Origin of the sequence: Psychrobacter sp. N25K4-3-2, assembly GCF_015351755.1 — a bacterium.
Taxonomy (GTDB): domain Bacteria; phylum Pseudomonadota; class Gammaproteobacteria; order Pseudomonadales; family Moraxellaceae; genus Psychrobacter; species Psychrobacter glaciei.
In genome coordinates this window covers 488947-510086 of the sequence record NZ_JADKLX010000001.1, presented here as the reverse complement: position 1 = coordinate 510086, position 21140 = coordinate 488947, and the positions used below count along the sequence as shown (strand labels likewise).

The following is a 21140-nucleotide window of genomic DNA, read 5'->3' as shown; positions in this document are numbered from 1 at the left end:
GCATAGTCAAAAGACCCTAAAAATGCTACGGCACTGCTGATCTCAGTTTTTCTTGCTTGCTGTGCTTGCGCAGACAGAGGCTACAAAAAATTGATATCAGCAGTGCATGATGTATCGATATTACTTTTCACTGACTATATATAGTTCAAATGTTTAAACACCACTCCCAATCCGCTCAGCCAATGCCTGCAACTTAGGCACTATCATCGCCGCATAGTCGGCGCTTTCCCAGTTGGCGCTTGGCACACTGGCATTGAGCGAATAAGCGTATTGTCCCGTTGCGACATCATACACCCCAACAGCGACTGCTAATATATCAGTAGAAAACTCCCCATCTGACACGGTATAGCCATGCGTCACATAATGCTCTGCCGCGTCGGCTAGGGCAGTTTGCGCGTGGTTATAATCCTCTATAGACAAATGCTCTTTTAGATTGCTACTGATCACAGCCTGTCTCGCTTGCGTACTTGCCGCATAAAAAGCACGCCCGATAGCAGTACGTGCGACGGGTACGGCTGAGCCAACTTGTAAATTGACCGATAAGCGTGCAGGGCTACGACAGCAGGCGTGATAGCGCATCTCACCTTCGACTTCAGTTGCCAAATTCACCGATACTTCATTGCTACTGGCGAATTGCCGTAATAGTGGCTCAGCATACGAGACCATGTCATGGCGACTCCACGCGGTGGCGCTTAGCCGTACAGCACTACTGCCCAATTGATACTGTCCGTATTCATTCGTACGTAAAAACCCAAGCGAGGTTAACGTATGGATAAGGCGAGTAACGGTCGCTTTTGGCAGATTTGTCATCTGACACAATTGCTGATGAGTGAGCCGCTCATGATGCTCAAAAGCGGCCAGCAATATCAATCCGCGACCCAGTGCCGTTACAAATTGTCGGTCATTATCCTCCTTGCTTTGGCTCATTATTCCATGCATTCGTCTCAGTAGCGGCGTAGCTGTCGATAAGGGTGTTGTCATTTTATACTCATCTTTTTTTTATAAAGGTTTACAGCGTGGCTAAATTTTGCTTAAATGGTTTTAAATTATGAAACTAAGTTTCGCACAGCGGAATAACGAAGTCAATGACTTGTTAAACCAATTGATGTATCAATCACTACTCGTCAGTCAGGATGACTGATACCAAGGAGATCCACATGGCAACATCTACCAGCCCACGCTTTGATTGGGAAGATCCTTTTTTATTACGCGACCAGCTCACTGAAGAAGAGCGCATGGTCACGGACAGCGCCCGTCAGTTTTTTCAAAAAGAGCTGATGCCGGGCATCGTTGAGGCCAATCGTAATGAGAATTTTGATCGTAATATCATGCGTCAAATGGGTGAAATGGGCTTACTTGGCGTGACTATCGAAGGTTACGGCTGTGCTGGTTTATCCAGTGTTGCCTATGGTCTGATTGCCAAGGAAGTGGAAGCAGTTGACTCCGGATACCGCTCTGCGATGAGCGTGCAGTCAAGCCTAGTGATGCATCCTATTTGGGCATATGGCACAGAGGAACAAAGAGAGCGTTATTTGCCTAAGCTTGCTTCAGGCGAATATGTCGGTTGCTTTGGTTTGACTGAGCCAGATTCGGGTTCTGATCCGTCATCGATGTCGACGCGTGCGCGCGCAGTGGACGGTGGTTACGAGCTGACAGGTAATAAAATGTGGATCACCAACAGCCCAATCGCTGACGTGTTTGTCGTCTGGGCAAAAGATGATGCAGGCGAGATTCGTGGTTTTGTTTTAGACAAAGGCATGAAAGGTCTGTCAGCGCCGAAAATTGAAGGCAAATTCTCATTACGTGCCTCAGTCACGGGCGAGATTGTCATGGACAAAGTATTTGTTCCTGAAGCCAATGCTTTCCCAGATATCCGTGGTTTAAAAGGGCCATTTGGCTGCTTGAATAAAGCCCGTTATGGTATCGCTTGGGGTTCAATGGGTGCCGCTGAGTTCTGCTGGAAAGCGGCTCGTCAATACACGCTAGATCGTAAGCAGTTTGGTCGTCCATTGGCAGCAACGCAGCTGGTACAGCTAAAGCTGGCCAATATGCAGACTGAAATCACCTTAGGTCTACAAGCTGCGCTACGTGTTGGCCGTTTGATGGATGAAGACAACGCAGCGCCTGAGATGATTTCACTCATTAAGCGTAATAACTGCGGCAAGGCACTTGATATCGCTCGTATCGCGCGTGATATGCATGGCGGTAATGGTATCTCTGATGAGTTCCATATCATTCGTCATGTGATGAACTTGGAAGCTGTCAACACTTATGAGGGCACGCATGACATCCATGCGCTTATCCTAGGCCGTGCACAGACAGGTATTCAAGCATTCTTTTAAACTGATTTTAAGTTAAAAGTGTTTGGTACACCTGTATTTTATTACGTACGTTATTGTTTTGCTTTTTACGAAGCATTTATAGGCAGTAGCGTACGTTTTTCAGTTGTTCTTCATGATTTAACCGTTAAGCAGCTAAATGATAAAGAACAATTTTATGATCAAAAAATCAAAGAACACACGACACAATAAGGGATTATTATGACTGATATGGCTAATATGCCAAAGGGCGCATTGCATGGTATCAAGGTGCTCGATTTATCGAGAGTGCTGGCTGGCCCTTCTTGTACACAAGTGTTAGCTGATCTTGGTGCCGAAGTCATTAAAGTTGAGCGTCCTCATATCGGTGATGAAACGCGCCATTGGGCACCGCCAACATTCAGCGATGATACGTCCGCTTACTACGCCACTATTAACCGCAATAAAAAATCACTGACGGTAGATATCACCACGCCAGCAGGGCAGACCATTATTAAGCAGCTGATAGCTGACAGTGATATCTTGGTCGAGAATTTTAAAGTCGGTGGTCTTAAAAAATATGGCTTGGATTATGACAGTCTCAAACAAGACCATCCACGTCTGATTTATGCGTCATTGACGGGTTTTGGGCAGACAGGACCAGATGCCAAACGCCCAGGTTACGACTATATTGTCCAAGGGTTGTCAGGGCTAATGAGCATTACAGGTCCGAGTGATGGCGAACCGCATAAGGTTGGTGTGGCAGTCGTCGATTTATTTGCAGGCTTGCAGCTGACGATTGGCATTCAAGCAGCACTGCTAGCACGTCAAAATACTGGACTTGGTCAACACGTTGATGTAGCACTGCTTGACAGTGCGCTGGCGATGTTAGCTAACGTCGGTATGAATCATTTGGCCTCAGATAAGATACCGCCAAGACTGGGCAATCAGCATCCTAATATCGTGCCTTATCAAGTATTTGCAGGTCAGGGTGAAGCACATTTTATCTTAGCGTGTGGTAATGACAGCCAGTTTGCCAAATTGTGTGAGGTGCTAGGTGTAGATTGGCATAGCGACAGCCGTTTTGCGACCAATCCACAACGTGTTGCCAATCGTGAGCTGCTGTGCGGTGAGCTAACTAAACAATTTGCCAAGCAACCACGCAACTATTGGTTAGAGGTATTAGATCAAGCAGGCATTCCGTGCGGGGCGATTCATAACGTGGCTGAAGCCTTGGCCATGCCGCAAGCACTGGCACGTGAAATGATAGTTGATTTCACCGCGCAAGGCAGTCCAGTACGCGCACTGGGCAATCCTATCAAACTATCCGCATCACCTGTTAGCTATCGTACGCCACCACCACAATTGAGTGAGCATACTGACAGTACGCTTGCTGATTTAGGCTACGACAGCGAGATGATTGCTAAGCTAAAAGCGGATGGGATTGTTTAAGGCCCATCCTCAATTTAAACGACATCGACCAAATGCCAAGTAAGATTTTTGATTTTTTGCTCAAAAAGCTAAGCCAAATTCTCCGCCTTCAAACCCAAACGCTGCTCAATTTGTTCAGCCAATTCAATCAGCACAGCACTCACCTCAGCATACTTAGACTCGTATTCTGCCTGCAAAAAGCTAACCGCCATACCTGCAACGGCATTGCCTGAAGCATTGCGAATATAAGTACCCAAACAGTACATACCTTCGCGTAATTGCCCGTCATCGAGTGAAATACGACTGTCATGAATGGCGCTTAGCTCAGCAGATAAGCTTACAAAGTTATCGACACCATTTGGTGTGAGCGGCTGAGGAAAGATACCTTCGTACAAAGATTCGATGGTTTGCATTGAGAGCGTAGACAACAGCGCTTTACCAGTCGCTGAAAATACTGCCGGTACGCGCACACCAGCACGGAAAGTAAAACCAAGCGGGGCAGGCGTTTCGTGACAGGCTAAAAAAACAACTTCGCCCAAGTCCAATTTAGACAAGGTCACAGTATGTTGTAGCAAAACAGGATGTTGGACGATGAGGTCTTTAAATAACTGTATAACGCCTTGCTGCTGCTCATACTTGCCAGCCCAATACATCAAATACGAGCCTAAGTGAAAGCGGCTGTCACTATCTTTATAAATGACATGCTTGCCCAATAAGCTTTGCAATATATTGTGGGTTGAGCTACGCGGCAGTCTTAATTGCTTAGCGATATGAGCGGCAGTCAAGGGTTGTTGACTTGCCGTAATTAAATCTAAGATTTGAAAAGTTTTGTCCAATGCTGGAACGGCTGTTGTGCTCATAAGTTGCCTATCAAAAAGTAAAAATAGAAATAGTGAAGATAATATTCAAAATAATCTTAATAAAGGTTGCAAAGAGTGGCTCATCATTCTTATAATGATGTCTCATATATAGAATTAACGTTCAGTATATTGAACAAATTACAGATGAGCAATAATTATTACTGACTGACCGTTTTGATTTTATTCTCTTGTAATGAGCTATTCAACAATGGATGGTGTTGCCGTTTTTTTTAAATGGCATCGTTTTTAGTTGCCATTTTGAATTGCCACATTGTTCAATAGCTTACTCATAATAAATGCGCAAATCACGACCAACATGGAGTGTTACGATGCCAAAAAATACGCTAACCCTATCAAATCCAGATTTACTCAAACAATCTTGCTTCATTAAAGACGGCTGGCATGCTGCTAGTGATGACGCTGTGCTTGATGTAAACAATCCTTTTAATGGCGACCTCATCGGTACCGTACCAAGTCTCACCACAGAAGATGTCAACGAAGCTGTTGCTTATGCTCATGACGTCCAAGCAGACTGGGCAGCAAAAACAGCCAAAGAGCGTGCAGAGTTATTGCAAAAGTGGGCTGATCTGATCGATGCCAATAAAGAAGATTTGGCCATCATCATGACCGCTGAGCAAGGCAAGCCGCTGACTGAGTCACGCGGTGAAGTAGGCTACGCCAATAGCTTTATCCGTTGGTTTGCCGAAGAAGGCAAGCGCGTTTACGGTGATGTGATTCCTGCCAATAGCACACAGCTACGTCACGTCGTCCTTAAGCAGCCAGTCGGTGTTTGTGCCGCTATCACGCCTTGGAACTTCCCAGCTGCGATGATCACGCGCAAAGTTGCTCCTGCACTAGCAGCAGGCTGTACGATTATCGTCAAACCTGCTACTGAGACACCGTATTCTGCATTGGCGCTAGGCGTATTGGCTGAGCAAGCGGGTATTCCAGCTGGCGTCATTCAAGTAGTGACTGGCAAATCTTCGGTCATTGGTGAGATCTTAACGGGTGATGCCCGCATTCATAAATTGTCATTTACAGGCTCTACAGAAGTAGGCCGTACGCTGATGGCACAATGTGCGCCGACTATCAAAAAGCTATCGTTAGAGTTAGGTGGCAACGCACCATTTATCGTCTTTGATGATGCCGATCTCGAAAAAGCCGCTACCGGCTTAATCGCTTCCAAATATCGTAATGCTGGTCAGACCTGTGTCTGCGCCAACCGCGTATACGTGCAAGACAGTATCAAAGATAAATTTTTAGACGTCTTTGTCAAAAAAGTCGCTGAGTTGAAGGTCGGTAACGGTTTAGAAGAAGGCGTCGATATCGGCCCTCTTATCAACAAAAAAGCGTTAGATAAAGTACAGGCCTTGCTCAAAGATGCATTAGATAAAGGGGCAAAACTGGTCACTGGCGGTAGTGTCAACGCTGCTTCAGAACTGACTTATAACCCAACGGTTATTACAGATATTAGCAGTGATATGGATATCGCCTCTGAAGAAATCTTTGGACCGATTGCGACCATCTTTACGTTCAAGGATGAAGCAGAAGTTATTCGTGCTGCTAACGATACCATCTATGGCTTGGCCGCTTACTTCTACAGTAGCGACTATGCACGCTCATGGCGCGTTACCGAAGGTCTGGAGTACGGCATCATCGGTCACAATACTGGTTTGATTTCTACCGAAGTTGCCCCATTTGGCGGCGTGAAGCAGTCTGGATTTGGCCGCGAAGGTTCAAAATATGGCATCGAAGACTATGTCACGACTAAATACTGGTGCTCTGATATTAGCTAATAGCCCATAACATAGGTTAGTTGGCTCAATAATCAGCAAAACATCAATTAGCACAAATTTTTAGATATCTGTGGTGTTTTATGTCAAATAAACACCATTCGATCTCTACTGAGTACAAAGACAAACATCAAATAAACCGCCAATCACTAGATGGCACTTATGTTACGAACAAAGAAAAGGACATTTCTATGACGACTACCAATCAATCATTACTTGAGCGCCGCAAAGCTGTTTTACCAACAGGGTTGGGTGTTGCCTTTCCTATCTTTGCAGAAAGAGCAAAGAACTCAGAAGTTTGGGACGTGGAAGGCAATCGTTATATCGATTTCGTTGGTGGTATTTCAGTATTGAATACCGGTCACAGCCATCCAAAAATCACCCAGCGTGTCCATGAGCAGCTCGACAAATTTACCCATACTGCTGCACAAATGATTAACTATGAGTGCTATGTTGATTTGGCTGAAAAGCTGTGCGAAAGAGCCCCTATCAGTGGTGATACTAAAGCTTTCTTTTTAACCACTGGCGCAGAAGCGGTTGAAAACTGTATCAAGATTGCTCGTGCTAAAACCCGTCGTCCAGGCATCATCTCTTTCGTTGGTGGTTGGCATGGTCGCACCATGATGTGTATGAGCTTGACTGGTAAAGTCTTGCCATACAAAAAGAACTTTGGCCCGATGCCAGGTCCTGTGTTTCATGCGTTATTTCCCGCAGAAGAGTTGAACGTCACCGAAGCACAAGCGCTACATAGTCTTGAGATGATTTTTCAAGCAGATATCGACCCTAGTGAAGTGGCTGCGATGATTATCGAGCCAGTACAAGGTGAGGGTGGTTTCCATCAAGTGACACCATCATTTGCCAAATCTTTGCGTGATATCTGTGACGAGCATGGCATCGTCTTGATTTTTGATGAAGTACAGTGTGGTTTTGCGCGTACGGGTACGTTGTTTGCCACTGAGCAACTAGGCGTTGAGCCTGATTTGATGACTGCTGCCAAGAGTTTGGCAGGTGGCTATCCTATCTCTGCGGTCATCGGCCGTGCTGACATCATGGATGCCCCGCAAGTAGGCGGCTTGGGCGGTACTTATTCTGGTAATCCACTTGCTTGTGTGGCAGCGCTTGCGGTCATGGAAGTCATCGAAGAAGAAAACTTGCTTGAGCGAAGCATTGAGATTGGTGACAAAATCGAAGCTTTCTTAAAGGACTTAAACTTAAGCAGCATCGGTCATATTCGTCATAAAGGTGCAATGCTAGCATTTGAATTAATCGATAGCGAAGGCAAGCCTGATGCCGCAGCCGCAAACAATCTGAAAGCAAAATCATTCGAGCAAGGTTTGCTACTAGCGTCTTGTGGTATGTATGGCAATGCCATTCGTGTGATGGTGCCACTGACGGTCGAAGATGAAGTGCTACAAGAAGGTCTTGATATCATTAAAGGCATCTTAACGGCTTAATAAGTATCGAGCCAATAGTTGATAGAGCAGCAAGATTGCCCCTATGGCACTCGCTTTGAGTACATTTTTTACAACGGCGCCTTGCAAGTCAAGACGCCGTTGCTGTCTCTGCTATTTGAATATCAAACAAGTAGTACGTAACAGCTTGGATCAAAAGGTATATATGATAATTATGATGGGTGCTATCCCACTAAACAAAACATAGTGTGGCCGTAAAGGGTTAACACGGATGACACACAGACAAGGAGCAAGTTATGTCTGAATTAAAAAAAACGTTAGGGACGCTAGATATTATCGCCTTAGCATTTGGTGCTATGGTTGGCTGGGGCTGGGTGGTTTTAGCTGGCGGCTGGATTTTATCTGCCGGTACGTGGGGCGCAATGCTGGCGTTCTTTATCGGTGGTTTGGCAGTGATACTGATTGGCGTGACTTATGCTGAGCTGGCAGCCTCCATGCCGATTACGGGCGGTGAGCATACTTATACCCATCGAGCGCTGGGGGTAAATGTGTCCTTTATTTGCTCATGGAGTATTCTATTTGGGTATTTCTCAGTGGTCGCCTTTGAGGCGGTTGCCTTGCCGACAGTCGTAGAGTATTTTATCCCCAACTATAACCAAGGCTATCTCTGGACGATTGCAGGTTGGGACGTCTATGCTACTTGGGTGGGCGTCGGGATGTTGGGTTCAATCATTGTGACTTGGCTCAATATTCGTGGTATGGAAGTCAGTGCATGGTTCCAAAAAACGGCGGTATTGGGCATTTTATTCGTTGGTACATTACTGTTCATCGGTGCCGTCTTATTCAATCCTGAGAGTTCAAATTCTATACAAGCGCCAGCCTTTATTGGCGGTGCCGCAGGGGTCATGGCTGTTATCGTGATGGTACCCTTTATGTTTGTGGGCTTTGATGTCATTCCACAAGCAGCAGAAGAGATTGATTTGACTCGTCCTAATATTGGCAAGTTTTTGATTCTCTCTATCGTTGTTGCGGTGATGTGGTATGTGGGTATCGCTTGGAGTGTGGGCACGACTTTACCACTGGTACAAGCAGAAAACTCAACCCTCGCTACTGCTGATGCGATGACCAATGCGTGGCAAGGAAAATGGGCAGGTATCTTGTTGGTTATTGGCGGTGTACTGGGTATCTTATCAAGCTGGAATGCTTTCTTGATCGGTGGTAGTCGTCTGCTTTATGCCATGTCAAAAGCACGTATGTTGCCAGCCTTCTTAAGCAAGCTGCATCCAAAATATAATACGCCATCCAATGCAATCTTATTAATCGGTGGTTTGGCGACACTAGCGCCATTGTTCGGTCGTAAAATGCTGGTGTGGATCGTGGATGCAGGTGGTTTTGGTATCGTGATTGCTTATACCTGTGTGGCGATATCATTCTTAGTTCTACGCTACCGCGAGCCTGATATGGTACGTCCATTCAAAATACCCGCAGGCAAGCTGGTCGGTATGGTCACGATTGCGCTTAGCATTGGTATGTTGATGTTGTATATGCCAGGTATGCCATCGGCACTAACCGCCATTGAGTGGTGGATTTTCTTTGGTTGGACTGTTTTAGGTATTGCATTATATGGCTATGCAAGAGTGAAATATCCAGGCATTAGTGAGTCTATTATGGCAGAAGAGCTGCGTGAATTAAAAATCGTCAATCAGTTGTGGTTAAAAGACAATCCACCTAAGCGCTAAGTTTTTCGATAAAATATTTTTTAATCAATGATCACTCAACAAAAAGCCTAACATTCAATGTTAGGCTTTTTGTTTATCTAAGAAAAACACTATCGATTACGATTTGTCACGAATCAACTTATAGTTTAAAAACTCAGTGATACCAAGGGTACCAAGCTCGCGACCAAATCCAGAGCGTTTAACGCCGCCGAATGGGGTATTGGCCTCACTACCAGAAGGCGCGTTGATAGTCACCATACCGACATCTAATTGCTCAGCAATCTCTGCTGCCAATGCTGCGTCTTGAGTTTGAATTGAAGCACCTAGACCAAATGGTACATCATTGGCAATTTTGATAGCATGCGCAATATCATTCGCTTTGTAGATAACGGCGACAGGACCAAATAGCTCCTGACGATAGACATCCATTGAGTCATCAACATCTGCCAATACCGCAGGGGCAAACCAAGCACCTGGCTTGTCTTTAACGATGCCACCCTCGACTAATACCGTTGCACCGGCTTTGACAGCACTGTCTAACTGCTCTTGCAAATTGTTTGCTGCCGCCTTCGAAGACATCGGGCCAATGAAAGTATCTTCATTTTGTGGATCAGCTAGGGTCATGCCACGTACGACATCGGTAAAGCCTTTAACAAACTGGTCGTACACGCTTTCAACGATGATTAAGCGTTTAGCAGCATTACAAGCCTGTCCAGTGTTACCAAAACGACCTATGATTGCACCTTGTACGGCCTGCTCGATGTCAGCATCCGCCGCAACGATAAACGCATCAGAGCCACCAAGCTCTAAAACGACCTTTTTGAGGGCGCCACCAGCTACTTTTGCAACTGCTTGTCCTGCACGTTCAGAACCTGTCAACGAGACGCCTTGCACTCTGGTGTCTTCAATAATAGTCGCTGCTTGATCGTTGGTAGCGAAGACATTGTTATACACGCCACTAGGTAAGCCGGCGTCTTTTAGAATATCAACGATAACTTCTGCGGTGTTAGGGCACTGCGGCGCATGTTTTAAGATAATGGTGTTACCTGCCATCACGTTTGGTGCCACAAAACGAGCTACCTGATAATGCGGGTAGTTCCATGGCATGATGCCAAGTAAAACGCCAACTGGGAGCTTTTCTACTGAGGCAGAACCTTGATCCACATCAATGGTATTTGGTGCTAATAGTTGCTCACCGTTATCTGCATAATAGCGATAAATTTGAGCAACCAGTTGGAGCTCACCCTTTGCTTGTGCGAGAGGCTTGCCCATTTCGTTGGCAACGATACGTGCTAGCTCATCTTGGCGCTCAATATAGATGTCAGCTATTTTATTTAATAATGCACTACGTTCGCTAAGCGAGGTCTTTTGCCAGTCTTGATAAGCATTATTTGCTTGCTCAATAGCGTTTTGGATATCTTGTTCAGTGGCGGTAGGGTAAGTGGCTTCTACTTCACCAGTGGCTGGGTTATTAACTTGATAATCGCTCATAGTTATGTCCTTTTTTAAAATATTATTGGGTTCAAAATCCATTTGGGTCTATATTTTTATGCGGCTGCTTTTAGTTAATACTTTTAGTTGCTGCTTTTAATTGATGATTTTGGTTGCTGCTGCGTAATGCAATGAATATTGCCGCCACCAAACACAATCTCTTTCGTTCGTACTCCCACTACCTGATGTTGAGGAAAGACTTTTTCAAGCTGCTCGATAGCGAGTGCATCATTTATATCATCATATTGCGGTACGATGACAGCGTCATTACAAATTAAAAAATTGGCATATGAGGCAATACAGACGTCACCCGTTAAGCGCGCCTTGGCATCATCAGATTGTTCAATATCATAATGTTCAGGCAAGGTGACAGAGTTTTTGGTACAGCAAAGCTTATGGACTTTTAAACGTCTGCCTTTTGCATCAGTCATATTTGAGAGCTGCTCATAGGCTTTTTGCGTGGCTTCATAAAACGGATGCTTAGGGTCGTCAGTAAACAAGCAAACCACTTCACCAGGGCGCGCAAAGCAAGCGATATCGTCAATGTGACCTGTAGTCTCATCAGGATCAATACCGTCATCAATCCACAGCACTTTTTGTACATTGAGATAGGCTTTTAGCTTGTCTTCAATTTGAGCTTCGGTTAGGTGCGGGTTGCGCCCTGGGCTTAGCAGACACATGCGTGTAGTCAGAACCGTGCCTTCACCATCGACATGAAATGCACCGCCTTCCATCACAAAGTCATCCGTTCGATAGCGTTTGATATCTAAATGGTCACATAAGCGTTCAGCCAGCTTATCATCGTCATCCCACGGCGAGTATAGCCCGTCATAGTCGCCGCCCCATGCATTGAATGTCCAATCACAAGCGCGTAGCTCACCTGCTTCATTGATTAAAAATGTCGGGACAGTATCACGCGCCCAAGCATCGTTGCTGGGCATGGATATGACGTCGATGTCAGCAGGTAGACTATCGCGGCATGATTGATAATCATCAGGATTGACCAGTACGCCAACCTCACAAAATCTGTTGATTGCCAATGCGACATCAGCATAAGCTTTCTGAGCAGGAGTGGCTTGTTGTCGCCAGTTATCAGCACGGTATGGCCATACCATCCATATTTTTTGTATAGGCTCAAATTCTGCTGGCATGTAAAAGCCGTTTTGTTGTGGTGTTGAGCCAGTGATTGATTGGTTCGGTAATAATGACATATAGAGCACCTTATTTGACGATAGCGCGAGTGAGCTTGCTTGTTAACAAACCTTATCCATGAGTTAGCAACGTGCTATACATCGATGGACGACGATCACGGAAAATGCCCCATTGCTGACGTTCGATAGCCAGTTGATCTAAGTCAAAAGTCGTACTAAGTATCTGTTCTTTATCTTTAGATGCTTCTTGGATGATCTCACCGCGACCATCCGTGATAAACGAGCTACCATAAAACTGCATGGTACTGTCATTTCCGTTTTGAGTAATCGTCTCAGTGCCAATACGATTGGCTGCTACGACTGGCATGAGATTAGCGGCAGCATGACCTTGCATACAGCGTTGCCAATGGCCTTTTGAGTCGATGTCCAATGTTGGCTCATCACCAATCGCAGTCGGATAAAACAGTATTTCTGCACCCATTAATGCCATGCTACGAGCACACTCAGGGAACCATTGATCCCAGCAAATACCGACACCGATTTTGGCATACTTGGTTTGCCAAACCTTGAATCCAGTATCGCCGGGGGTAAAGTAGAATTTTTCGGCATAAGGAATGCCATCTGGTATATGCGTTTTACGATAAGTGCCAATTATCTCGCCATCGGCATCAATCACGGTCACGCTATTAAAAAAGGTATTGCCTGATTTTTCATAGAAGCTAATCGGCAATACCACTTGCAGCTCTTTAGCCAACTGTTTGAAGTGATTGATAGCCGCATTATCCTCAACTGAAGTCGCCAGCTTAAAGTAATCAAAGTCATGAACTTGGCAGAAGTAGGGCGTCTCAAATAACTCTTGTAGCAAGATGATATTGGCACCCGCTTTGGCGGCTTTGGTGACCAAATCAGTTGCAGTGGCAATATTTTGTTGTATATCCCAACCACATGCCATTTGAGTCGTGGCAACGGTAACATTTCGCATGATCTAAATCCTTATCGTATTTATTAGTGAGTACCATATAAAAGGCTTGTTTTGACTGATTAACGAACCATCTCTCATTGCCCGCTAATCAATGATTAAAATAATAGCGTTAAGGTTGGCTTAAGCCATCATATAACCCAAGCCTAAGAAGGTGACGACGGATAAGCCCGCACCGAGCATGGCATAGGGGAACTGGGTAAAAGCGTGCTGCATGGGGGAGCAGCCAGCACCTTGCGCGGCAAGTAGCGATGAATCACTAAAGAAACAAGCATGACTACCAAATGAAGAAGCAGATAACAATGCGCCAATCATAAGGGGAGTGCTAACGCCTAGGGCGAGCGATATCGGGAATACGATGGGCATCGCAAGGACATACAGACCCCAGCTTGATGATGTGGCAAAAGTTAAGAAAGCCATGACGGCAAAGATGACGGCAGGGAAAATAATAATGGTCATATAAGGCGTGATAGCCTCAATCACATATGAGGTCATACCAAGCTCATCATTAATGGCTTTTAAGAAAAAACCACCAATAACAGTTGAGAGTGGATAGAGCATGACTTTAAAGCCTTTAAAAATGGCTTCAACTTGCGTCTCAAAACTTAAAATTCCTTGCATCCAATAGACAACGACGGTCACAAAACAGGTCAGTAATGCACCGCGTAATAGATCGACTTCGAAGTAGACCGTAGAGACAATCAGTAAGATCATTGGGAAAGCAAAGTTTGCGATATTGGCTTTGAACGATAGCTTACGTTTGGCTTGGACGTTTGAGATCAGTTGCTCCTCGACAAAGGCTTCCGGAACAGGATTACCGGCTTTGGCACGTGCCTCTGCTTTTTTCATCGGACCCCAGTCACCCAAAATGCCATACGCTACCAAGAATACAATCAAAAGTGCAAACCAAGCATACGCCATATAAGGAATCGCGCTGATATAAAGCCCAATACCTTCACCATCGCCAGCCACGCCATTTTCTTCTAAAAGACCTGCAAAGTAGACTGCCCAAGTAGAAATAGGCACGATAATACACATAGGAGCTGCGGTTGAATCGACGATATAAGCAAGCTTCTCACGAGAAACGTTATAGACGTCAGTGAGTTTTTTGACGGAGGTAGATACTGCTAGACAGTTTAAATAATCATCAATGAAAACCACCACGCCCAAAGCAAAGGTGGCCAATAATGACTGACGGCGCGATTTAATGATTTTTTGTAGCCATTCACTAAAGCCATCTAGACACCCACTAATCTCAAGCAGTTGAATGAGACCACCCATCAGACCACAGACGAGAACAATCCAAATAATGGTCTCATTACCTAGCACCATCGACATGTTGTCTGCAAAAGGGGAGACCAAATCAAAAGGATTGAGCATCACGAGGCCAGCGACACAGCCTGCGATCATGGATTCAAATGGTCGCCTAGAGACAATGGCAGTGACTAATACCAATAATGTTGGTAATAAAGATAAGGCACCCCAAGATTGGTCTGGGGCACGGCTGGTAGATAGCCAAGCAAAAGCCAGATAGATGACGACGGCTACTATGACGGTGAGAAATACTCGCTTATTATGATACTGTCTTTCGACAGCATCATTGAGCTTCATGTTCATATTTACGCTCCCTGTAAAACCTCATTGTTTTTTTAAACAAGCTCTATTCTATGGTTGACGCGCGACAGACAGTAGCGAACCAATTTTCTATCGCGCCCTATCACAACAATCCGTTGCTATGATAGGTCAATGTAACGACAGCTTTTAAAATAAAAACACTTTGTTCAATGTTTATTATTCAAGGCTTTCATGCGTTTACATGCCAGTGGTATCTTTTAGCGCATACCACCATGAGCCCATAACCGAGTAAGGGACTCGCAGCGCTCGACCACCTGGGAACGGAATCCAAGGGATTTGTGCAAAAGCATCGAACTCTTTGGTTTTACCATTGATGGCATCAGCCAAGATTTGTCCAAACAAATGCGACCCTGTTACGCCATGACCACTATAACCATGGGCGAAATATACACGCTCATGTAGTTTGCCCATTTGTGGTACGCGAGAAAAAGACAAAGCAAAGTTCCCACTCCACGCATAGTCGATTTTGACATCACGTAACTCTGGGAAAATCTTATTCATGTTTGGTCTGATTTTAGCTGAGATGTCAGCTGGGTCTTGACCACCGTAGACTGTACCACCGCCAAATAACATGCGCTTGTCTGCTGAGAGACGATAGTAATCAAGAATATAGCGAACATCTTCGACACAAACATCGGTTGGGAGGAGCTGATCAGCTAAATCACCCAGCGGCTCGGTGGCGATAATTTGCGTCGATACAGGCATGACACGGTCAGTCAGTTTAGGGATGACTTTATTGAGATAGGCATTGCCGCACAGCACCGCTTGCTTACAAGTGACGGTGCCAAACTCGGTGATGACTTTGATAGCATCGTCCGCATACTCAATATCCACCACTAAGGTATTCTCATAAATCGTGCCGCCATTTTGTTCGATAGCTGCCGCTTCACCCAACGCAAGGTTTAGTGGATGAAAGTGTCCACCAGAGTGATCGATGACGCCGCCTACATAAGCATCTGATTTTATATGCTCTTGAATGCCATTTTTGTCCAGCATTTCCCGATCATGCATACCATGGCTTTCCCACAGGGCATGCGTTTCTTGCAAGTCTTTTAATTGTCCGTGGTTTAAAGCAGCAAAAATATTCTTTTCTTTGAGATCGCAGCTGATATCGTAGTCTCTAACAAAACGGCGAATGATTTTGCCACCGCGAGTCACGAGCTGACCGACGAAATCTGCATTTTCTTGACCGTAAGACTTTTTGATCTTTTGCAGGCTAGCATTTAGACCGTTGACGATTTGCCCGCCATTGCGGCCTGATGCGCCCCAACCAATCTGCGCACCTTCAAGCACGACGACTTCGTGGTCGGTTTCAATGAGATGCAGAGCAGTTGATAGGCCACTGTAGCCGCCACCTACCACACAGATTTCTACTTGAATATCATTTTTTAGCGTCGGTCTATCAGGCTTTGGATTACGACTGGCCGCATAATAGCTATCAGGATATTGCCCTTTGTCTGAATAATGCGGGATGTTGCGTGTGTTATTAGAAGGTGGGTTTTGGTTCGTTACTATGTTGCTATTTGGGTTGCTACTCGAGCTGCTATTTGACATATCAAACATCCTGTAAATAGGTGAGGTATTCAAGGTTGGTCACTTGCTGAGCAAAGCGTTTGGCTTCTTGCTTTTTGACCGCGATCAACAGCTCAATCATCTCGCTTGGGAACAGCGAATCAATGATATCACTGCTTTCAAACTGACGGATGGCCGAGAGCCAGTCTAGTGGCAAGGTCTTAAGTTCTGCTGCGTCGTAAGTAATGCTATTAATGGGTTCAGGCGCTTCTAGCTTGTTTTCGATGCCATACAGCATGCCTGCCAGTACCGCGCTACAGACCAGATAAGGATTGGCATCTGCCCCAGAGACACGGTGCTCGATACGGCGCGCTTTTGAGTCACCACCAGGGATACGCACGGCTGCGGTGCGGTTTTCATAACCCCACGACACATTGTTTGGCGCTAGCGTACCGGGTGTAAAGCGGCGATAAGAATTCACATGTGGGGCAAATAATAGAGTGCAATCTGACATGGTTTTTAGCAGACCAGCGACCGCGTGACGCAACATATCTGAGCCTTCATCTGATCCATCATCGAAGACGTTGTTGCCGTCTTTGTCTAATAAGCTGCAATGCACATGAAAGCCATTACCAGACTGTAGACCAAAAGGTTTTGCCATAAAGGTAGCGGTGAGCTTGTGACGAGCTGCCACGGCTTTGACCACTTGTTTAAATAAAATCGCATCGTCAGCGGCTTTTAATGGGTCGTCCACATGTAATAAATTGATTTCAAATTGACCACAACCATTTTCGGCCAGTGCTGCATCAGCAGGAATATCGAGTTTATTACATTGCTCATAGACTTCATCTAAGAATTCATCAAATTGCAGTAAGTCATTGATACTTAAAATAGAAGTTTTATTTAGTCTTAATCCACTTTTGGGGCGAATGGGAGGCTTAGGTGTCTCTCCCTCGGTATAGTCAACCAAATAAAACTCTAGCTCGGTTGCCATCACTGGCGTCAGTCCCAATGCTTTGAATTTTTTGCTGATATAGTCCAAAACATGGCGGGCATCACCGTAGTAAGGCTCATTGTCTTCGGTATATAACCAAATAGGTAGCAGCGATGAGGGTGCACTGGTATTGAGAAGGGGATAGGCAGCACGGCCAGTTGGACGGGCAATGGCATCGATATCGCCATTACATTGGGAAGACTCGATAACATCCGCGCCCCATATATCGACACCCAAGATTGACAGAGGTAATCGGATTGCCCCGTTTTCTGCTTTTTCCATTTGATCAAAAGGGATGCGCTTACCACGAAGCAAGCCATTGATATCACCTGCTGCAACATAGACGTATTCTGTGTTGTGTGCAGATTTGACCATTCCATTGGTTGTCATCATGTCTATTCTTCCTATGAATTTTTAGAATTGCTGGATTTGTTGCTGCTACATCTTTGCTATTAGGTCTGAGTGCGCTGTTAGTGACATTTATAACGAATACTTAATAAATAAGCGTTTGATAAATGGTCAACTGAATATGATACGTTTTCACCAAAGCCGACATTTTTTATCAATGGTATTAGCCACTTAGAGATAATTTTTTTAATAGTATTATTAAAACTAAAAGTTAATCTCTGTTTAGTAATATCGGTAATGACTTCCAATATATGGATGAAAACTATAGTTGTCAATTTTTATTTAAAATTATCTTAAAATAACCCAAAAAGGCCTTTTTAATACTAATATCGATATTAATGAAGTTTATAGTTTACATTTTGTGAGGCATTGTGTTAAATTTTAGCTAAATAAAGGATATGAATAATATGAATGGATTAAGTCTATTCATTATAACTAGGAAAGATAATATGAAAAATCCCAGACCTATTATTGCTATTGTGTCCTGTCATAAGATGGTTGATGGACAGCCAGCACAGGCGGTATATCAAAAATACATCGATGCAGTAAACTTCTACGGTGGCAATCCCATACTGCTACCAAATACGGCTGCCGATAGCGAAAACTTTGATGCGTTGCTCGAAATGGTAGACGGGATTTTATTGACGGGCAGTTACAGCAATGTCGCGCCAACTCGTTATGGCGCGACGCACGTCGAGGCAAAACAAGACTTAGGCCGTGATGAGCTAAGTTTCAAATTGTTGGCTTATGCAGATGAAAGAAACATGCCTCTGTTGGCAGTTTGCCGAGGTTTGCAAGAGATGAATGTTCATTTTAATGGCACGCTACATCCTGACTGGCGTGAAGTCGATGGGTTTTATGAACCACATTTAGAAGACAACACCCAACCGCTTGAGGTGCAATATCAGCCAGTACATGATGTGATCATTCATCCTGAGGGGAGACTGGCTGCATTTGGTAAAAAATGGCACGTCAATTCATTACACAAACAAGCAATCTATAAAGTAGGCGCGCGTTTATTGGTTGAGGCGTCAGCGCCTGATGGCTTGGTCGAAGCGATCAGCTTATTGCAACATCCATTTATGATTGGTGTACAATGGCATCCTGAGTTAAATTATGTGCAAGATAACTTGTCCAAATTTCTATTCACGGAATTTATTCACCATGCCAGAGAACCACAAACCAAATAGCACGACTAAAAGTAAGGCAGAAACTGCCGTCACTGACATTGATAGTATTGAGAGCGATGTTAATAGTATCGATGACAAAGATATAGTTGATATCGAAATAGATGATATCGATATCGATGATGAACTGATGGATTCTGACACGGCGTCATCTTCTGAAACAGATGAGCCATTGAAGGAAGACATTGGCAAAAAGATTAACCAGCTGCGTCTAGCGAAAGGTTACTCGCAACGTAAATTGGCCAAAATGTCTGGATTGACGAACACGTCTATTAGCTCTATTGAACGCAATAAGGTCAGTCCAGCGGTCAATACGTTAAAGGCTATCTTGACAGTACTAGGTTCTGATCTGACCACGTTTTTTAGCGACGAGTGGAAGGAGCCTAGGGCTAGAGTCATTGTGACGCCAAAGGATTTATTAGAGCTCAATGAACCCAATAGCAGAGTGTCGTTAAAACAAGTATATAACTGCAGTACGACAAGAAACCTAGGATTTTTGATTGAGACCTATCAACCCAATAGCTCAACGGAAGAAAAAATTGCTCACGAAGGGGAGGAGATTGGTACGGTTATCGAAGGTAAGATTATTATCCGTATCGAAGAAAGTACTTATTTGTTAAATCAGGGCGACAGCTACGTGATTGATACCACTCAGCCGCATACCTTTATCAATCCCACCGATAGCGTGACCCGCATTGTCAGCGCACATACACCAACGACGTATTAAACCCATTTTATATACTTTATTGGTTTTGATAAGGCTACTTCTATTTTTGAAGTGGCCTTTTTTTAATTAAAATGTACTGTCAAAAAGAGCATGTCCACTTTTACACGTATTGAATGATACATGGCGTCTATGGCTCTTGATGGTCTTCGGCTATCTCTGCTGTGTCCACTATTTTAGACGTTTCTTTGCTCAGTTTGACTGTTGCATTTTTATTGACGGGTTCGACGTTTTTGACGGCGACACTAAGAATAGGCTTAGCAGGTTTTTTGAGACTTTTTTTGATTCGTCGTACTGCTATAGCATCGGCTTTCGCTTGTTCTTCTGCAAGTGAATCATCATACAGACCTTGATATACCGCCAGCGTTTCTTCGATCATCTCGCGCATGGTAAATTTGTTGGTCATTTCTGGACGCGTTACGCTTTCTAGCTGGTTCCTAACAGCTTTGCATAGGGCATTGGCATTGTATTTTTTTACCAAGCCTTGCGGGTAGAGTGGCTGTAGAATTTCACTAAATGCTGCCTGATCCCAGCCAATAACGGGCGTGCCTAGGTGGATGGCTTGTAGGGCATTAATACCAATAGATTCAGGCTCATTTGCAAGCGCCATGACGATGTTGGCCGCCGATAGCCATTCCCGCATATCATTACGCTTACTACCCACATAAGTAATGCGCTCAGCCAGCTCCAATGTATTACTACGTTGGCGAAAATCTTCATGCGCGACATCACCATCTCTAAAATCATCGTCCATAATGATGGCATGAATATTAGGAAACTGTTCCTGCAGATTGCCCAATATATCGATGAGCCATTCTTGACCGTACTCGTTACCAATCACTGTCGGAAACACCAGCCACTTTTTATGCTCAAGCTCAGGATATTCAGCGAAAGTGTGCCGTAGCCAATAGACAGATGGATTGTGCCGATAAGGATAGCGACGGGTGTCGATACCGCGGTAAATGCGCTTAATGATCGTAGGATCGACATCTTCGCGGCGCAGTCCCTTTTTTAGATAGTTGGTGACACTATCAGATACCGTAATAATCGTGTCGACATCGAGCAACGCTTGTGAGTATTTATTAATAGGATAAAAACCATACATGGTCGAGACCAACTTTGGCAAACGCCTGACTCGTGCGCGGCGCAGTGCCAAATGTAATATCCATGCAGGTGTACGCGAATGTACATGAATCACATCAGGCTCGTACTTTTCAATCAGATGTCTAAGCGATGAGACTTGCAGCAACGACAGCCAAGATTTTTTATTCATGTGTAGCTGATGGTATATATTGCCATCACGTTTGAGACGCCTAACCAAATCATTATCTTCATCAGCGCTTGAGACAATGATAGACGTGTGCTCATTTTTGACCAATGCACGCCCAAGATGAAAAATGCCGCGCTCGGATTCATCATGCTTCAAAGACGACAGTAAGCGCATAACTTTCATAATAGCGTGGGTCACCGGTTAGTAATATCAATTTGCTATTGTCAGTTAAAAGCGCTAAAAACTCAACCATCAAGATAAAAAGATGATGACAGACA

General features: G+C 44.6%; 16 protein-coding genes. 7 read left to right on the top strand and 9 right to left on the bottom strand.

All coding sequences use genetic code 11. From position 1 onward, the window contains the following. Positions 1–153: 153 nt before the first annotated feature. Positions 154–927: an IclR family transcriptional regulator gene (locus tag IOD06_RS01995; RefSeq protein WP_227669842.1), complete on the bottom strand. Its 774-nt coding sequence runs from the start codon at positions 925–927 to the stop codon at positions 154–156. A 230-nt stretch (positions 928–1157) separates the two neighbouring features. Between IOD06_RS01995 and IOD06_RS01990 the strand changes: the two genes are divergently transcribed. Both IOD06_RS01990 and IOD06_RS01985 read left to right on the top strand, forming a co-directional pair. Beyond that, the gene (locus IOD06_RS01990; protein WP_010198628.1) at positions 1158–2342 is read left to right on the top strand and encodes an acyl-CoA dehydrogenase; all 1185 of its coding nucleotides are present in this window, start codon (positions 1158–1160) and stop codon (positions 2340–2342) included. 216 nt (positions 2343–2558) lie between these two features. Next, the gene (locus tag IOD06_RS01985) at positions 2559–3749 is read left to right on the top strand and encodes a CaiB/BaiF CoA-transferase family protein (protein ID WP_320157422.1); all 1191 of its coding nucleotides are present in this window, start codon (positions 2559–2561) and stop codon (positions 3747–3749) included. 68 nt (positions 3750–3817) lie between these two features. Here the strand turns inward: IOD06_RS01985 and IOD06_RS01980 are convergent, their stop codons facing one another. Beyond that, positions 3818–4588, bottom strand: a complete 771-nt coding sequence (locus IOD06_RS01980) for an IclR family transcriptional regulator (protein ID WP_194618838.1) — start codon at positions 4586–4588, stop codon at positions 3818–3820. Between the two features lie 329 nt (positions 4589–4917). Here IOD06_RS01980 and IOD06_RS01975 point away from each other — a divergent pair, with 329 nt between their 5' ends. From IOD06_RS01975 to IOD06_RS01965, 3 genes are all read left to right on the top strand, one after another. Continuing rightward, entirely contained in the window at positions 4918–6384 is a 1467-nt protein-coding gene (locus IOD06_RS01975) for an NAD-dependent succinate-semialdehyde dehydrogenase (RefSeq protein WP_010198637.1), read from the top strand. A 188-nt stretch (positions 6385–6572) separates the two neighbouring features. Next, positions 6573–7835 carry a 4-aminobutyrate--2-oxoglutarate transaminase gene (gene gabT, locus IOD06_RS01970; RefSeq protein WP_194618837.1) on the top strand — a complete coding sequence of 421 codons (1263 nt, stop codon included), beginning with the start codon at positions 6573–6575 and terminating at the stop codon, positions 7833–7835. 254 nt (positions 7836–8089) lie between these two features. Continuing rightward, a complete protein-coding gene (locus IOD06_RS01965) occupies positions 8090–9532 on the top strand; it encodes an APC family permease (protein WP_010198643.1) in 1443 nt (480 codons plus the stop codon). 96 nt (positions 9533–9628) lie between these two features. On the opposite strand, the gene IOD06_RS01960 is transcribed toward IOD06_RS01965, so the two are convergent. The 6 genes from IOD06_RS01960 to IOD06_RS01935 form a co-directional block, all read right to left on the bottom strand. Further along, positions 9629–11002: an NAD-dependent succinate-semialdehyde dehydrogenase gene (locus tag IOD06_RS01960; protein WP_194618835.1), complete on the bottom strand. Its 1374-nt coding sequence runs from the start codon at positions 11000–11002 to the stop codon at positions 9629–9631. Positions 11003–11085: 83 nt separating this feature from the next. After that, positions 11086–12213 (bottom strand): agmatine deiminase, encoded by a 1128-nt coding sequence (gene aguA, locus IOD06_RS01955; protein WP_194618833.1) that lies wholly within the window; start codon positions 12211–12213, stop codon positions 11086–11088. 52 nt (positions 12214–12265) lie between these two features. After that, a complete protein-coding gene (gene aguB, locus IOD06_RS01950) occupies positions 12266–13138 on the bottom strand; it encodes an N-carbamoylputrescine amidase (protein WP_320157421.1) in 873 nt (290 codons plus the stop codon). Between the two features lie 117 nt (positions 13139–13255). Next, on the bottom strand, positions 13256–14749 hold the full coding sequence (locus IOD06_RS01945; protein WP_189581273.1) for a Na+/H+ antiporter NhaC family protein: 1494 nt from the start codon (positions 14747–14749) through the stop codon (positions 13256–13258). Between the two features lie 195 nt (positions 14750–14944). Continuing rightward, positions 14945–16321 carry an FAD-binding oxidoreductase gene (locus tag IOD06_RS01940; RefSeq protein WP_194618830.1) on the bottom strand — a complete coding sequence of 459 codons (1377 nt, stop codon included), beginning with the start codon at positions 16319–16321 and terminating at the stop codon, positions 14945–14947. A gap of 1 nt (position 16322) precedes the next feature. After that, on the bottom strand, positions 16323–17666 hold the full coding sequence (locus IOD06_RS01935) for a glutamine synthetase family protein (RefSeq protein WP_194618829.1): 1344 nt from the start codon (positions 17664–17666) through the stop codon (positions 16323–16325). 464 nt (positions 17667–18130) lie between these two features. On the opposite strand from IOD06_RS01935, the gene IOD06_RS01930 reads away from it, so the two are divergent. Then, positions 18131–18871: a gamma-glutamyl-gamma-aminobutyrate hydrolase family protein gene (locus IOD06_RS01930; protein WP_194618828.1), complete on the top strand. Its 741-nt coding sequence runs from the start codon at positions 18131–18133 to the stop codon at positions 18869–18871. Then, entirely contained in the window at positions 18846–19595 is a 750-nt protein-coding gene (locus tag IOD06_RS01925; RefSeq protein WP_194618827.1) for a cupin domain-containing protein, read from the top strand. The genes IOD06_RS01930 and IOD06_RS01925 overlap by 26 nt, the downstream gene beginning before the upstream one ends. 127 nt (positions 19596–19722) lie before the next feature. On the opposite strand, the gene IOD06_RS01920 is transcribed toward IOD06_RS01925, so the two are convergent. Next, a complete protein-coding gene (locus IOD06_RS01920) occupies positions 19723–21045 on the bottom strand; it encodes a glycosyltransferase (RefSeq protein WP_227669841.1) in 1323 nt (440 codons plus the stop codon). Between the last annotated feature and the right edge of the window lie 95 nt (positions 21046–21140).

Bases quoted from the DNA above. Each gene is read 5' to 3' on its own strand.
- IOD06_RS01995 (WP_227669842.1), bottom strand. From the start codon at position 927: ATGAGCCAAAGCAAGGAGGATAATGACCGACAATTTGTAACGGCACTG.
- IOD06_RS01990 (WP_010198628.1), top strand. From the start codon at position 1,158: ATGGCAACATCTACCAGCCCACGCTTTGATTGGGAAGATCCTTTTTTA.
- IOD06_RS01985 (WP_320157422.1), top strand. From the start codon at position 2,559: ATGCCAAAGGGCGCATTGCATGGTATCAAGGTGCTCGATTTATCGAGA.
- IOD06_RS01980 (WP_194618838.1), bottom strand. From the start codon at position 4,588: ATGAGCACAACAGCCGTTCCAGCATTGGACAAAACTTTTCAAATCTTA.
- IOD06_RS01975 (WP_010198637.1), top strand. From the start codon at position 4,918: ATGCCAAAAAATACGCTAACCCTATCAAATCCAGATTTACTCAAACAA.
- gabT (WP_194618837.1), top strand. From the start codon at position 6,573: ATGACGACTACCAATCAATCATTACTTGAGCGCCGCAAAGCTGTTTTA.
- IOD06_RS01965 (WP_010198643.1), top strand. From the start codon at position 8,090: ATGTCTGAATTAAAAAAAACGTTAGGGACGCTAGATATTATCGCCTTA.
- IOD06_RS01960 (WP_194618835.1), bottom strand. From the start codon at position 11,002: ATGAGCGATTATCAAGTTAATAACCCAGCCACTGGTGAAGTAGAAGCC.
- aguA (WP_194618833.1), bottom strand. From the start codon at position 12,213: ATGTCATTATTACCGAACCAATCAATCACTGGCTCAACACCACAACAA.
- IOD06_RS01945 (WP_189581273.1), bottom strand. From the start codon at position 14,749: ATGAACATGAAGCTCAATGATGCTGTCGAAAGACAGTATCATAATAAG.
- IOD06_RS01940 (WP_194618830.1), bottom strand. From the start codon at position 16,321: ATGTCAAATAGCAGCTCGAGTAGCAACCCAAATAGCAACATAGTAACG.
- IOD06_RS01935 (WP_194618829.1), bottom strand. From the start codon at position 17,666: ATGATGACAACCAATGGAATGGTCAAATCTGCACACAACACAGAATAC.
- IOD06_RS01930 (WP_194618828.1), top strand. From the start codon at position 18,131: ATGAAAAATCCCAGACCTATTATTGCTATTGTGTCCTGTCATAAGATG.
- IOD06_RS01925 (WP_194618827.1), top strand. From the start codon at position 18,846: ATGCCAGAGAACCACAAACCAAATAGCACGACTAAAAGTAAGGCAGAA.
- IOD06_RS01920 (WP_227669841.1), bottom strand. From the start codon at position 21,045: ATGAAAGTTATGCGCTTACTGTCGTCTTTGAAGCATGATGAATCCGAG.